Source organism: Sorangium sp. So ce887, from assembly GCF_051521455.1.
In the GTDB taxonomy this organism is placed as follows: Bacteria; Myxococcota_A; Polyangia; order Polyangiales; family Polyangiaceae; genus Sorangium.
Genome location: NZ_CP150354.1, coordinates 1,948,557 through 1,962,651, shown reverse-complemented (window position 1 = coordinate 1,962,651; position 14,095 = coordinate 1,948,557). Strand labels below are relative to the sequence as shown.

Below are 14,095 nucleotides of genomic sequence, written 5' to 3'. Positions count from 1 at the left end.
GGCGCTCCGCGCCCGCCCAGCGCCGACGCCGCGGCGGGGTCGAACGGCGTTCAAGCGGCTCCGGCGAGCAACCGCTCGATCTCGTGCATCGTCTCGACATCATCGCCGACCATCGCCTTCATCGACTGGATCCGGCGGCACACGATCGCGGCGATCTTCTCTTCAACGGTATCGTCGGCATACGCCCAGTAGACCTGCGCAAAGCGTCCATCGCGGTGACAGCGGCCCTCGATCTGCGCCATCTGGATCGCCGACCACCGCAGATCGTGGATCACCTCCGAGCGCGGCACCTCGTTGTGCTCGCCCTGGTGGAGCGAGATCCCCTCTTCCACGGTGAAGAGCACCACGAGCGGCTCGCCGCGCTGGAAGCGGAGGCGCTCGGCCTCCTTCTCGCCGGCCGGCAGCGCGCCGTGGATCAGCGCGCACGGGACGCGCTCCCGGGCCAGCGCGGCCTGCACGGCCTCGAGCGTCTCCATGAAGGCGACGGAGACCGCGACCTGATGCCCGTTGTCGAGCAGCTCACGCACGAGCTCCACGGTGCCTGGCACGCGGATGAGCGAGCTCTTCTGTCGCAGGCGCAGCGTCGCGGCGAGCGCCGACCTCGGGTTCGCGCCCTTCGGCACGAGCTCCATCTCGCGGCGGAACGCGGTCCAGGCCTGCGCGTAGAGCTCCCGCGCGGAGGCATCGAGCTCGAGGGGGGTGAGGATGCGGTTGATCTCGGGCCAGCCGGCCACGTCCTCCGGGCGACGCCGCATCCCTACCGCGGGACGGCCGTCGAACAGGAGGGCACGCACCTTCTCGCAGTCCGCCGGATCGCCGCGCCAGTCCCACCTGCCGAAGGCGCCGCGCGCAACCCCGAGCCCCTGGCCGGCGCACCACTGCTCGAAGTCCTTCAGATCCGCGGAGCGGCTCCCGGTCGCGCTGGCCAGGAGCGGCGCGAGATACGACAGCTCCAGCGGGTTCTGCCCCGCGGTGGCGGAGAGCCACAGCACGAACCGTGCGCGTGCGTTGAGCTTGACCGCGAGCTTGGAGCGCGCCGCCGCCGGGTTCTTGCAGCGGTGGCTCTCGTCCCAGATCACCACGTCGAACTCCGCGGCGCTGCCGGCGCGCGCCAGTCCCTTCTTCGATCGGATCCTTCGCCGCGCCTCCGGGGTCACCTCGAAGAGCTTGCCGAGCCGATCATAGTTGATGATCACGACCTGTTTGCCTGCGTCGCCCATGGCCTGCACGGTGCGGCGCCAGTGCGCGACGACGGCGAGCGGGCAGACGATCAGCACCGTTGTGACGTCCGGCATCCCGAGGACCGCTGCCCAGGCGGTGATCGTCTTGCCGAGGCCGACGTCGTCGGCGAGGAGGAACCCGGCGCGCCGCCCGGCTTTCGCGGCGGCGATGGCCCGCACGCCGTCCAGCTGGTGCGGGCGGGGGACGATCGCCCCGGCGGGGGCGGCCGGCGCGGGCGCGGGGTCGTCGTTGAGCGCGAGCTCGATGCGTCGCTCCCACGAGTACGGCGCGGCGCGGAGCGGCGCGAGGGCCGGCGGGAGCGTCTCTGCGCGAACGACGAACACGCCGTGCGCCGCGTCCCAGCGCGCGCCGCTCGCGGACGCGACCGCGCGCATCGTGAACGGGACGTCGAGCACGTGGGCTCGCTCCGCCGCCGCGCGCGGCGCAGGGGCCGCTGGAGCGGCCGCGCTGGAGGCTCTACGCGGGGCCGAGACCGTTCGCTTGGCGCGCATCGTCGTCATGACGGCCCTGATACCAGCGCGGCCGCGCGCCCGCGCAGGAATCGGCGTGAAGGCTCGGCGAGACCTCTCGGCCGCCGTCGCGCGGGCGATCGACGATCGACGCGCGGGCAGGGCGCTTCACGGCGGCGTGGCGATACCCTAGCCTGGCCGTGGATCCCCGCCGCGCCACGGGCGCCACAAGGAAAGAAGGACCATGGCCGTCACCTCTGGCTTCGACCTCACGAGCGAACGCTTCTTCGCCGATCCATTCCCGACGCTCGATCGGCTCCGCACCGAGGCGCCGGTCTACTTCTTCGAGCCGTTGCAGTGCTTCATCATCACCGCACCTGCCGATATCGAGGGGCTCGTGAGGGACTCGAGCTTCACCGCGCGGCGGGCGACGGCGCTCCTCGGCGGCCTCGGCATGCTCGGCGAGGACGAGCTCTCGAGAAAAACGTTCAACTCCTTGTCGCGGCTCGCCTTCTTTCAGGACCCGCCGCGCCACACGGAGCTTCGACAGCTCATCATGAAAGGGTTCTCGCCGTCGGCCGTCGAGTGGATGCGCCCGCGGGTCGTGGGGCTCGTGCAGCGCGCCACCGAGAAGGCGCGGCGCGACGGCGAGATGGATGTCGTCTCGGCGTTCTCCGAGGCGGTCGCGCTCAACACGCTCGCCGAGATGTTCGTGATACCGGAGGCCGATCGACCGCAGTTCATGAGATGGTCGACGGACCTCCTGAAGCTCGCTGGCGGCGGGGTCAGCGCGGAGGAGCAGAAGCGGGCGGTGAAGCAAAGCTGCTGCGACATGGTCGACTACATGATGCGGCTCGTCGAGGAGCGCCGGAAGGCGCCGGGCGAAGACGTCGCGAGCAGGTTCATCGCGGCAGAAGACGGAGGCACCGAGCTTGCGGGCGAGGCGGCCATGCAATGCTTCCAGATGGTCGCCGCGGGATTCGTGACCTCCGTGAACCAGATCGCGAACACCGTGCTCGCGCTCCTCAACCACCCCGCCGAGCTCGCGAAGCTCCGGGAGGCGCCAGGCCTCGTCCGCGGCGCGGTCGAGGAGAGCCTGCGCTTCGAGCCGTCCGTGCTCTCCCTCAGCCGCATGTGCGCCAGGAACACGGAGATCCGGGGCGCCAGGGTCTCCGAGGGGCAGTTCGTCTTCGCGATGCTCGCCGCGGCGAACCGCGATCCCGGGCTGTTCTCCGAGCCGGACCGCTTCGATATCACCCGGCAGCAGAGCCGGCACCTGACCTTCGGGAGCGGCGCTCATTACTGCCCGGGGGCCCCGCTCATCCGGATGGAAGTGGAGGAGTCGGTGCGCGCCCTGCTCTCGCTGCCGCGCTGGGAGCTCGCCGAACAGACGTTGAGCTACGCCGGCTCGAACCTGCAGGACCGCGGGCCGAGCTCGCTGCGCGTTCGCTTCCCCGCAGCCTGAAGCGGGCGGCCTCGGCCCATTCCCACGATCACTGCGGTACGACCGGGAGATGGCCTGGTCCGCCCGGTCGATCGCGACCCTGGAGGGGTCATCAGGGATTGGGGCAGCTCAGCTGCCGCTGACGGTGGACAACGTCGGTGGTGCAGACAACGTGTGGGCCCGTCCTCGGCGAACAGGGCTCACATAGACGGATCGCGACGGTTCGCCCCCGCAGAATCGTCCCGCCAGAAAAGCCGGTCGATAACGAGCCGTCGCCGGAAACAGCAGCGATGTTCACGGTTTCCGCCTGTTTCGCCGCCGAGGGCGGCTCCGGTGTGGCCCAACGGGGCGGCCTCCGCCGCCGCGTCGTCCGCGGTGAAGGGCCCGCGACATCACCGGTCCCACCGTACGGCCACGCTGCGCGCGCTGGTTGATATAGAGAACCTTACGCGATCCGCATCGCTCCTGGAAAAGTGACGCTGTATCAGCAACTTATCCATGCATCGAGGGGGCCGCGTTCACTCCACAGCCTGGTTACGACGGTTACCGACGGAGGACGCCGAACGACACCTCGATGCACGCCCGAGGCGCAGGTCCCCGGCCGCGGTGGGCGGTGGACGATGAACGTGTGCGATGAACGGTGTGCGATGAACGGTGTGCGATGAACGGTGTGCGATGAACGGTGTGCGATGAACGGTGTGCGATGAACGGCGCCCGGCACCCAACACCCACCCGCACCGGCGACCACACAAAAAGCTCACGGCGCAAAAAAAGGATCTAGACAGGCGAAACGAAGACTCGTTATCTTGAAAAATGGTCCCGTGCGCATTCTGCATCAAATCTCGTCAGACACTCCCGCGTACCTGATCCGATCCTGTTCGTCCCTCGGCCCCTGCGAAGGGTCGGAGAGGGCTGCTGAGCCCGCTGAGCGTCGTGGCGCGCCACCGCCGCACGCGCGGCGCGGGGCACGCGGCAATCCGCGGACTGCGAGCTGCACACTGGCCATCGATATCGACGCGACAGACCGCGCTCTTCTCTGCGTTCCTCTCCACGGGTCGCGAGAAGACAAAAAGCGTCACCGCACGACCCGAAATTGTCACTGCGCAACTCGATGCATTTTTCTCGTCCACCTTCAAAAAGGCCTGGACACTTTCATGGTCGAGTTGCTATCTTGAACGCTGTCATGTTGCGCATCCGCCCTCTGATCGAAGCCAAAGCACCCGCGTACTTGATCCGATCCTGATCAGCCCGCGGGGCTCATTCCGACCGGAGCCCGCGAAACCGACCTCGCCTGACCCGCGTGTCATGGTGCCTGCTATTCGGATGACGCTCCAGCAATGGTTCACCTGTGAGGACCTCAAGGAGCTACCAATGAAGCAGATCGCAATCGCATCTTCTGCCGCGCTCGCCACGCTGTTCATCACCGCCACCAGCCTCGCCAACACCACCGCTCCATCCCCCACCTGCACCGTGATCCGGCGGGGTGTTCTGGGCGACATCTTCAACGCCGAGATCTGGAGCCTCGCCCCGAGCTACCACGTCCCGTCTCCTTTTGAGGTGAACACGGGGTACTCCAGCACGGTCGGCGAGAAGCGCGCCCTGTTCCGCTTCGATCTGAGCCCCATCCCCGCGGGCTCTCTCGTCACGTCGGCCAAGTTCTACGCGCTGACGTACACGAGCACCGCGAAGACCGTGTACGTCCACCAGGTGCTCGCCCCCTGGAGCGAGGAGCTTGTCACGTGGAACAACTTCGGCGGCATGGATCCCACCGCGGTGACCTCGTTCGTGCCCAACGTCACGGGGTGGACCTCCGTCGACCTCACCGGGATCGTGCAGAAGTGGGTGAGCGAGACGGCGCCGAGCTACGGGATCCTCCTCGAGGAGGGCGCCAGCGGGAAGACGTCGTACAAGGGCAGCGCCCACACCGACCTGTCTTACCGCCCTCTCCTCGAGGTCTGTTACACGGCGCCGAAGGGCTCGATCGGCGACAAGGTGTGGTTCGACGCGAACGCGGACGGCGTCGAGGACGCCTCCGAGCTCGGCATCTCCAGCGTCGTCGTCGACCTCTTCGGCGACGCGAACTGCGACGGCGTCGCCGAGGGCGCCGCGCTCCATACGACCGTGACCGGCGCAAACGGCATCTACCGCTTCTCCGAGCTCGACGCGGGCTGTTACGTTGTCGACGTCGACGACACGACGCTCCCGCTCGGCCACCTCCTGACCAGCGACGACGAGCCGCTCGCCGTGTCCCTCGACGCGGGTGAGAACGTCGCCAACGCCGACCTCGGCTACGTGACGTACTCGTCGATCGGTGACACGGTCTGGCTCGACAGCGACTCCGACGGGCTCTACGAGCCGGAGACGGGCGAGCTCGGCGTCAACGGCGTCCGTGTCGAGCTGTTCCAGGGGGACCAGCTGATCGACTTCACCATCACCGGCACGAGCCCCTACACCGGCCAGCCCGGCTTCTACCTCTTCGACACGCTCCCGGCGGGCACCTACTCGGTGGTCATCACGCCCGACAATTTCATGACGAGCGGTCCGCTCGCTGAACAGGAGCCGACGGCCGACCCCGATGGCGGGCTCGACAACGTGGGCGTGGTCTCGCTCGGCTGGGCCCAGGACCTCCTCGACGCGGACTTCGGCTACCAGCTCTCCTGCGGCAACGGCGTCTGCGGCGGCGACGAGAGCTGTTCCACCTGCGCCGTCGACTGCGGCATCTGCCCGCCCCAGTGTGGCAACGGCACCTGCGAGATCGGCGAGGACTGCGGCAGCTGCGCGGCAGACTGCGACGTCTGCCCGCCGGTCTGCGGCGACGGCACCTGCGACGCGAGCGAGAGCTGCGGGAGCTGCAGCGCCGACTGCGGCGCTTGCCCGCCCGTCTGCGGCAATGGCACCTGCGAGGCCGGCGAGGACTGCGGCACCTGCTCGGACGACTGCGGCACCTGCCCCGCGGTCTGCGGCAATGGTACCTGCGAGAACGGCGAGGACTGCGCGACCTGCGCCGGCGACTGCGGCGCTTGCCCCGCGGTCGGCGGCAACGGGGTCTGCGAGGCCGGCGAGAACTGCCTCGAGGTCCCGAGCGACTGCGGCATCTGCCCGCCGGTCTGCGGCAGCGGCGTCTGCGAAGCCGGTGAGACCTGCTCGAGCTGCGCGGCCGACTGCGGCGAGTGCCCGCCGGTCTGTGGCGATGGCGTCTGCAAGGCCGGCTCCGAGGACTGCTCGAGCTGCACGGCCGACTGCGGCGCCTGCCAGTGCGCGTCCCCCGGCACCGGCACCCCCGGTTACTGGAAGAACCACGAGAGCGCGTGGAAGGTCTCGCAGCTGACCATCGGAGGCAAGACGTACACGAAGTCCCAGCTCCTCGACATCATCAGCCGTCCGACCAAGGGTGACGTCACGTACATCATCGCGAAGCACCTCATCGTCGCCAAGCTCAACGTCGGTATCGGCAACCAGTCGAGCTGCATCGAGGACACCATCGCCGCGGCCGACGCCTGGCTCAAGAAGTACCCGCTCGGCAGCAACGTGAAGGAGGGAGGCAAGAACTCGCCCTGGGCGACCGGCGAGCCGCTCGCCGAGAAGCTCGACAACTACAACAACGGCCTCCTCTGCGCGCCGCACCGTGACTGACCGATGATCTGCCGATAACCGGTAATCGGCCAGCAAGACGAGAGCTCCCCGAGGCCAGCGCCCGCCCCGAGCGAACCACCTCAAGCGCGACCTGCGCTGGCCCCTCCCCCTCTCCTCAGCCGCTTTCCCTCCTGCGCCGCTCCCCTCCCCCGAGTTCCTCCTTCAACAGCGCTCCGGCGCCGGCGGATCGCCGCCCTAGACGCGCAGCGCCCGACGGCTCCCGCTGCGAGTGGAACGACGCCGCGCGTGGCGCAGATCGCAACCGCGTCACACGGCGCACCGGCACCGGCGAAGCACAGCGGCGGATGTGCCCCACCGGTGGGCGTAATCGGCCCCTCGCGCGCCAAATTGCCCCTGCCGCACGGAAGGGCGCCCCTGCCGGCACCGTCTACACCGCCCCGCCAATGAGCGGGGTCGAGGGGCCAGGAAATTCAAACGCGATCCGAAAGTCAATCTCCTCGTAGTGGCCGTCCCACCGTACAGCCACGCTGCACGCGCTGGTTGACATAGAGAACCTTACGCGATCCGCATCCCTCCTGAAAAAGTGACGCTGTATCAGCAACTTATCCATGCATCGAGGGGGCCGCGTTCACTCCACAGCCTCCGGGGTGAGCGCGGCGCTGCAACGGAGAATCTTCGCTTGTGCCACCGATCTGTCACGAGCGCGTATCACGCTGTTTCCAGGAACATGCTGATCGATCCGCCAGCCACACTGGGACGACACACCGTGATCCTGCACCTCGAGCCCGCGGAGGACCAAGGCCCCGAGGCCAACGAGTCGTTTGGCGAAGCCATCTGGTTCGACCGCCGGGATCCACGATCCATTCGCCGCGCTCAGGAGATCATCCAGGACCGGCTGCGACTCTCGGTCGCACCGACGCTGTGCGACGAGCCTTCGCCTGGCCTCGGGGCAGCGTTGGGCTGGATCCTCGCGGCCCTTGTCAACGTGCTCGAGCGTTGGCATCGGCGCAACGCTGGTGAAAACCACCTCGAGCTCGAGCCTCGAAGGACGGGATCAAGCCGCAAGACATCTCCATCCTGTTAGGGCGTGTCGGCAAACGCACGCAACCACAGGCGGACAGCCGCCAACGAACAGGCGTTTGCGGGACCGCGCCTGAGCAGCAGCGGCGGCGAGGTCCCGGCGCAGTCCCGCAAACGCCTATTCGTTCGGCCTGGGTTGGGTCCAGGGCTCGCGAACGGGTGCGAACCGGGTCCACGCCCCCATGGAATTGCGACAAAAGACACGGATCGCGACGGTTCGCCACCGCGAACGCGATCCGACGGATCGCGCCCGCTCGGCACCCCCAATTCGTCCTTGGGCGCGAGGTGCTAGCTAGCGCGTCTCGCGCGCTTCCGTGGTGAGGAGCAGCGGGCGCCGCGGGCTGGCGCGCGATCAGTCGGCGATGTGAAGCAGCGTCGAGCCTGCCACTGGCATATAATCGCCGATCACCATGGGCTCCACGCCGGTCGTGAACTCGAACGGGCCCACCACATGAACCACATCTTCCCCGGGGCCGCCGCCGCCGCCGCCCTCGCCGCCAGCGCCGCCTTCGCCGCCCACGCCGCCGGCCCCAGCCGCGCCGCCTTCGCCGCCCGAGCCGCTGGTGCCGCCCGCGCCACCCGCGCCGCCGGCCCCAGCCGCGCCGCCTTCGCCGCCTTCGCCGCCCGAGCCGCCTGCGCCACCCACACCGCCCGCGCCGGCCGCGCCGCTGGTGCCGCCTTCGCCACCCACACCGCCCTCGCCACCCACGCCGCTGGTGCCGCCTTCGCCACCCACACCGCTGGTGCCGCCTTCGCCACCCACGCCGCTGGTGCCGCCTTCGCCACCCACGCCGCCCTCGCCGCTCATGCCGCCCTCGCCACCCGCGCCGCCTTCGCCGCCCGCGCCGCGCTCGCCACTCGGGCTCCCGGCGCCGCGCGCACCGCTCATGCTCGCGGGCCTCGTGACCGTGATGGAATCGACGTAGATGACGGTCGGGTTGGTCCAGGGCCCCGTGTCGCCCGCCGTGACCTGAAGCCCGAGCAACGCCACCACGGTTCCGTTGAAGAAGGGAGACGCCGAGGCCGCGGCATCGACATCGATCGTGAGGTCCACCCACTCTCCCAGGCCGGCGACCGGATTCCATGTATAGCCGATGTTCGCCCAGAACAGGTCAGCCCCGTTTTGCACGAACGGCTGCAGACCACCGCTCGTGCCGGTGTGGGCCTTCACGCGGAACGTGACGATGGTGCCGGTCAGGTCGACCGGCTCGTCGAACCCGATGAAGAACTGCGTCGCTTGCTTTGCGCGCGTGAGCGGCACGGAGAGGCGCGCGCAACCGGAGCACTGCTCGTTCGGGTCGACGGTCCCGCCGCCGCCTTCACCCGAGCCGCCGCCGACAGCTCCCGTGCCGGTCGAGCTGCCGGTCCCGCCCGTCAAGCTCGACGTGCTGGAGCTGGAGGGGCCTCCGCCAGCGCCGCCGCTGCCCGAGCCGTCGTCGTCACCGCAACCCGTTACGGCGAACGCGCCGACCAGCAAACCGGTTACCGCCAAAGAATGAACGGTTCTCATCCGAGCCCCTCCTTATATCTATCCGGCGAGGCTGCGCGGCCGGAGAGGCAGTTCGCCGTGGCGGCTACCACCGAACCCGAGCGCCTCCGCGCCAGCCCTGCACCCTCGACATTATCTGGTGCCAAGAAACTTCTCAACAGCAAGGACGGTTAAATACGTTGGCAGGAGCACAATGCGCTTCGCGATCACCGACGCTGGATACGCTGGGAGGGCGGCAGCCACATCAGACCACCTCCGGAGTCGAGCCCGGAGCGCAGCGCGCCAGTGGGCCCGGCAGCCGAGCGATGAGGGCTGCTCGACCCTGGCGCGATGACGCCGAGAGGACGGCGGCGCCGTTCACGGGGCCCGTCGAGGCGCAGGGCTCAGCGCCCGCCCGAGGGCGGCGCCGCGGTGGGGTGGAGTAGCATCAGGGCGATCGCCGCGACATAGAACGAGAGGCCCGCCAGCAGGAACGCGATGGCGACGCGGTAGATCGTGGTCTTGCGGTCCCGGTAGGCGAGTGAGACGAGGAGCCAGCTGCGCATGTCGTTGCCCGGCTGCTGGGTGAGCCAGCGGATGTGCTGCACACCCCAGACGATCAGCGTCGCGGCGAGCAGGACGGTCGCCACGCCGGCGATGATCAGCCCCTGCGCGGCGCGGCTCGTGCCGGCGATGAGGCGGCCCGAGAAGCCGGTCGTGGTGATGACGATGCCGCACAGGCCGATGAGCACCTGGGCGCGGTTGTGGAGGACGGCGAACTGCCCCTCCAGGATCCTGTGCGCGACCTCCCAGGACTCGGCCCCGACGAGCTTGATGAACCGGTCCACCTCTTCTTCTCGCGCAACGCTCTTCATGACCGACGCCGTAGCACTCCGGCGCCCGCGCCTCATGGCCCTCGCGCGTCCGCCCGCCTCGCGCGCCGACGCGAGGCGCACAGCGCCGCGAGGAAGGAGCGCGACCAGGGCACGCTCCGGGCACGACCAGGACCCAACCGGGCCTTGCACCCCGGCGAGCGGGCTGCTTAACATCCGGGCCATGACCGTGGAGGTCCGACTGGTCAACGATGTCTGCGCCATCGGCTGGGTCGACCGGCTCAACATCGCCGTCTGGCGGGCGAACGGCGTCCACGAGGCCCAGACGTACTATCGAGAGATGAAGGCCGGCATCTCGCGCTTCGGCTGGGGGGTCGGCCACCTCGCCGTCATCGAGCCTGGCACCCCGCTGCCGCCGCCGGAGCTGCGAAAGCTCATCGTGCGCGTCTTCAACGAGTATCCAGGCGCGGTGAGCGCCGTGTCCGTCGCGTGCGAGGGGCAGGGCTTCTTCGCGTCGGCCGTGCGCAGCGTCGCGACCGGGCTCATGATGCTGGCCAGCACGCCGGTCACGTTTCGACTCAGCGGGAGCGTGGTCGATTCGGCAGCATTCCTGTCGAAGCACATGGTCGCCGGCGAGGCGCCGCTCGAGGCGGCGAGGATCGTCAGCGCGGTCCAGGAGCTGAGGCACCGGATGCGCATGAAGGTCGCCAAGTCGGCCTGATCCGCGCCCGCGCGCGGCTCGGCTCGGGCCGCGCCCGGCTCACCCGTCGCCGCGGCGCGCCGCACGGGCGAGGAACAGACAGAACGCCGCGAGGGTGAGCGCCGCCATGAGCGCGCCGGCGACCCACAGCACGGGGCGGTGCCCGTAGCGATCGACGCCCATTCCCACGACGGGCGCGAGCAGCACGAAGGCGAGGCGGAACAGGAAGCTGCGGAGCGAGACGCAGCTCGCGCGATCGCTGTCGGGCGCGAGCCGCTGCTCTGCGTGGTGGAGCAGCGGCATGTGGAGGCCGCGCACGAACGTGAGCAGGAAGTAGAACGCGAACCCGAGCGCGTGATGGGAGAGCGCGAGGCCGAGGTAGCCGGCCGCCACAAGGGCGACGCACACGAGCAGCGTCCCCGTCATGCCGAGGCGGCGGCCGGCGCCCTCGCTCAGCATCGCGCCGATGGCGGTGGTGAAGCTGGCGACGGCCCACATGGGGCCTATCCACGTGACCTTGGCGCCGGCCTCGGTGGCGTACAGGGCCATGAGCCAGGTGGGCAGATACGACGCGAGCGCGAACACGACGCCGAGCAGCAGCACCGCGCGGAAGTCGGCGCGCTCGAACAGCGCGTCGCGCACGATCGCGCGCATGCGGCCGAGGTGGTCCTCGACCTTCGGCTGCGCGCGCTGGGTCTCGCCGAACCGGAGGGCGATCCCGAGGGCGAGCACCCAGACCGCGACCTCGATCACGAACGGCAGGCGAGACCAGCGCGCGTACAGGAAGCCCGCGATGAGGGCGCCGCTCCCCGAGGCGATCTGCGCGATCGAGCGCATGCGGCCGTACCAGCGGGCGAACTCGTGCTCCCTGCCCTGCTCGCGGAGCGAGTCGTAGAGCAGCGCGGAGTCCGCCCCCGAGACGAGCGAGAACCCGACGCCGAGCACGAGCTCGGCGAGCAGCACCGACCAGAGCGCGTGCGCGAGCGCGTAGAGCAGCCAGCCGAGCAAGATGCTGCAGGAGCCGAGCACGAGCGCGCGGCGATGGCCGAGGCGGTCGGCGATGTAGCCGGAGGGGAACTCGAAGAGCGCGATGCTCAGGCTGAACGAGGCCTGCACGCTCATCATCGTGGCCACGCTCATGCCGATGTCCTTGGTCCAGAACAGCGGAAAGATGGCCGCCGGGAACATCAACGAATGCACGCCGTAGTAGGCGCAGATGAGCCAGGGGTTCCGCTGGACGGGCGACATGACAGGAGGGGGCGAGCTTACGCTGTCGAGGGCGCCGCGTCCTCGATCGGCGGGGCCCCGCGCCGCGCGACGAACAGCCTCTCCCCGGGCCTACCGTGATCGCGAGACGAGGGAAGCACCGGGGTGGCGCGGGGATGGCGCGGAGATCCTGACCCGCTTCGGCGTCGCGGGCGTTCCTTACGCCGCGCCGCCGTATTTCACGTCGTACTTCAGGAGATGCGCGCCGTTCGCGTACGGCTTCGAGCCAGCGAGCGCCAGCTCGACCTTCCTTGTGCTGCCGCCAAAGAGCCGGATCCCCTGGCCGAAGAGGATGGGATTCACCTTGAGGACAAGCCGGTCGATGAGCCCGCGATCCAGGAGAAAGCCGGCGAAGGCGCCGCCGCCGCAGAGATAGATGTCCGCGCCGTCAACCGCCTTCAGCCCCTCGACGACCGCGACCTCGTCGCGAGCGACGACCCGGACCTCCGCATTCTCGTCGAAGCGCAGCGTCTTCGAGAAGATGTGGTGATCCATGTGCGGGTAGGCCCGCTTCCCCGGGACGAGCCCGAAGGGATAGCCCCACTCGTACGTCTTTCTCCCCATCACGACGGTGCCGTAGCCCTTCAGGCGCTCGGCGTACTCGGCGGCGTGCTCGCCCTCCATCAGGAAGCCGTCGACCGAGCCGTCCTCGTGCGACACGAAACCGTCGAGCGTCACCGCGACGTCGTAAATGATCTTTCTCACTCGAATCCTCTCGTTCTCGAAACCAGCCTCGCTCCCGCTAGAACTCGGTCCCGATCATGTACCTGAGCTGCCCTGTCTTCAACGAGATCACGTAGACCGCCGTCCAGCTGGCGAAGAAGACGTCGTTCGCCGAGACCGCGATCCCCGACGAGACCTGCGACTTCTTGTGGACCTGCACGTCCCACAGGCGCTTGCCGGCGGCGCCGTCGAAGCAGGCCAGGCGCGTCCCCTGGCTGTGATCGTTCATGTCGTAAGGGATGACAAGGAGCCCGCCCGCGTAGGCCGCCTCCTCGGTCCCCGACGCCTTCGTGGTGAGCGGATCGACGCCGGGCACCACGTCCTTCCAGAGGACCTTCTTCGTGTCGACCGCGGCCACCATCTTGACCTGGCTGCCCTTGCTGCGGCGGCCGAGCAGGAACCGCGGCCCGGGCCCGCTCGGGACGAGCGCGTTATGCGCCGACATCCCCTCGACGTCGTGCAGCCGGGGCAGCCCGAGCTCGTCGAAATCGGACCAGCTGACGAGCCGATAGCCGGGCGCCTCGCCGGCGTTCGAGCTCGGCACCGGCTTGCAGGCCGCGTCCTTCGCGAGCACGCGCCGCTTTCCGCTCGCCGGCTCCAGCCCGTGCTTCGCGTCGTCGACCGTCTCGACGACGATCACGCCGTCGCCCTGGCACACCCGCTTCGCCTTCTCGCCGAGCGACACCGACCACGACGGCGTCCCGGTGCGCAGATCGTAGGCTTGCGCCTTGCCCAGCCCGTCGATCGAGATCACCCGATCGAGGACGACCGCGCGCCGCGCCTCGTGGCTGGTCGCGTCCTTGGTGAGGACCGCCGTCTTCCACACCTGCTTCCCGTCGCGCCCGTCGTAGGCCGCGATCCACGCCTCCCCGCCGGGGATGCTGCTCTTGCCGATCACGTCCGGCGCGCCGTCGCCGTTGACGTCGGCGAGCATCGGCCGGTCGCCGAAGTGCATCCTGGGCCCGACGCCGAGCAGAGGCCGCGCCCCGGCGCCGGACGCCCCCGGCGTGCGCAGCGCGACGAAGCCGGCGACCGCGCCGGCCACGACCATGGAGAAGACGACCCCCGTCACGGTGAACGCCGCGACGTTACCGGACGGCGGGGCGATCCGGACGACGTGCATGCCCTGCGGGATCGGCGCGGTGGTCGGCTTCCTGCCGCGATCGATCAGCGACCGCGCGCCGCAGTACTGGCAGGTGGCGGCGTCCATCGCCGGCTGAACCGGCAGCGGGGCGCCGCATCGCGGGCATCGGGTGTCGACGATCCTTGCCATCGTTCGACTCTACACGAGCTCCG

At 69.4% G+C, this 14,095-nt stretch carries 10 protein-coding genes; 4 read left to right on the top strand and 6 right to left on the bottom strand.

Going from position 1 to position 14,095, the window contains the following annotated elements; genetic code table 11:
- Positions 1–50 precede the first annotated feature (50 nt).
- Positions 51–1,742, bottom strand: a complete 1,692-nt coding sequence (locus tag WMF36_RS07445; RefSeq protein WP_437578905.1) for an SNF2-related protein — start codon at positions 1,740–1,742, stop codon at positions 51–53.
- A 193-nt stretch (positions 1,743–1,935) separates the two neighbouring features.
- Between WMF36_RS07445 and WMF36_RS07440 the strand changes: the two genes are divergently transcribed.
- From WMF36_RS07440 to WMF36_RS07430, 3 genes are all read left to right on the top strand, one after another.
- The gene (locus tag WMF36_RS07440; protein WP_437578904.1) at positions 1,936–3,156 is read left to right on the top strand and encodes a cytochrome P450; all 1,221 of its coding nucleotides are present in this window, start codon (positions 1,936–1,938) and stop codon (positions 3,154–3,156) included.
- A 1,350-nt stretch (positions 3,157–4,506) separates the two neighbouring features.
- Positions 4,507–6,768 carry an SdrD B-like domain-containing protein gene (locus WMF36_RS07435; protein WP_437578903.1) on the top strand — a complete coding sequence of 754 codons (2,262 nt, stop codon included), beginning with the start codon at positions 4,507–4,509 and terminating at the stop codon, positions 6,766–6,768.
- 688 nt (positions 6,769–7,456) lie between these two features.
- A complete protein-coding gene (locus WMF36_RS07430; protein ID WP_437578902.1) occupies positions 7,457–7,813 on the top strand; it encodes a hypothetical protein in 357 nt (118 codons plus the stop codon).
- 348 nt (positions 7,814–8,161) lie between these two features.
- Here WMF36_RS07430 and WMF36_RS07425 read toward each other — a convergent pair whose 3' ends face one another.
- Both WMF36_RS07425 and WMF36_RS07420 read right to left on the bottom strand, forming a co-directional pair.
- Complete coding sequence (locus tag WMF36_RS07425) at positions 8,162–9,319, bottom strand: hypothetical protein (RefSeq protein ID WP_437578901.1); 1,158 nt, start codon at positions 9,317–9,319, stop codon at positions 8,162–8,164.
- 362 nt (positions 9,320–9,681) lie between these two features.
- Positions 9,682–10,152, bottom strand: coding sequence for a hypothetical protein (locus WMF36_RS07420; RefSeq protein ID WP_437578900.1), 471 nt, complete (start codon positions 10,150–10,152; stop codon positions 9,682–9,684).
- A 181-nt stretch (positions 10,153–10,333) separates the two neighbouring features.
- On the opposite strand from WMF36_RS07420, the gene WMF36_RS07415 reads away from it, so the two are divergent.
- The gene (locus tag WMF36_RS07415) at positions 10,334–10,831 is read left to right on the top strand and encodes a hypothetical protein (RefSeq protein WP_437578899.1); all 498 of its coding nucleotides are present in this window, start codon (positions 10,334–10,336) and stop codon (positions 10,829–10,831) included.
- Between the two features lie 39 nt (positions 10,832–10,870).
- Here the strand turns inward: WMF36_RS07415 and WMF36_RS07410 are convergent, their stop codons facing one another.
- The 3 genes from WMF36_RS07410 to WMF36_RS07400 form a co-directional block, all read right to left on the bottom strand.
- Positions 10,871–12,058 carry an MFS transporter gene (locus WMF36_RS07410; protein ID WP_437578898.1) on the bottom strand — a complete coding sequence of 396 codons (1,188 nt, stop codon included), beginning with the start codon at positions 12,056–12,058 and terminating at the stop codon, positions 10,871–10,873.
- Positions 12,059–12,235: 177 nt separating this feature from the next.
- Positions 12,236–12,781 carry a dihydrofolate reductase family protein gene (locus WMF36_RS07405; protein ID WP_437578897.1) on the bottom strand — a complete coding sequence of 182 codons (546 nt, stop codon included), beginning with the start codon at positions 12,779–12,781 and terminating at the stop codon, positions 12,236–12,238.
- A 37-nt stretch (positions 12,782–12,818) separates the two neighbouring features.
- Positions 12,819–14,072, bottom strand: a complete 1,254-nt coding sequence (locus WMF36_RS07400) for an outer membrane protein assembly factor BamB family protein (RefSeq protein ID WP_437578896.1) — start codon at positions 14,070–14,072, stop codon at positions 12,819–12,821.
- Positions 14,073–14,095 lie beyond the last annotated feature (23 nt).

What these genes read in the sequence shown, in the direction of transcription:
- WMF36_RS07445 (WP_437578905.1), bottom strand. Translation starts at nt 1,742, where the DNA reads ATGACGACGATGCGCGCCAAGCGAACGGTCTCGGCCCCGCGTAGAGCC.
- WMF36_RS07440 (WP_437578904.1), top strand. Translation starts at nt 1,936, where the DNA reads ATGGCCGTCACCTCTGGCTTCGACCTCACGAGCGAACGCTTCTTCGCC.
- WMF36_RS07435 (WP_437578903.1), top strand. Translation starts at nt 4,507, where the DNA reads ATGAAGCAGATCGCAATCGCATCTTCTGCCGCGCTCGCCACGCTGTTC.
- WMF36_RS07430 (WP_437578902.1), top strand. Translation starts at nt 7,457, where the DNA reads ATGCTGATCGATCCGCCAGCCACACTGGGACGACACACCGTGATCCTG.
- WMF36_RS07425 (WP_437578901.1), bottom strand. Translation starts at nt 9,319, where the DNA reads ATGAGAACCGTTCATTCTTTGGCGGTAACCGGTTTGCTGGTCGGCGCG.
- WMF36_RS07420 (WP_437578900.1), bottom strand. Translation starts at nt 10,152, where the DNA reads ATGAAGAGCGTTGCGCGAGAAGAAGAGGTGGACCGGTTCATCAAGCTC.
- WMF36_RS07415 (WP_437578899.1), top strand. Translation starts at nt 10,334, where the DNA reads ATGACCGTGGAGGTCCGACTGGTCAACGATGTCTGCGCCATCGGCTGG.
- WMF36_RS07410 (WP_437578898.1), bottom strand. Translation starts at nt 12,058, where the DNA reads ATGTCGCCCGTCCAGCGGAACCCCTGGCTCATCTGCGCCTACTACGGC.
- WMF36_RS07400 (WP_437578896.1), bottom strand. Translation starts at nt 14,072, where the DNA reads ATGGCAAGGATCGTCGACACCCGATGCCCGCGATGCGGCGCCCCGCTG.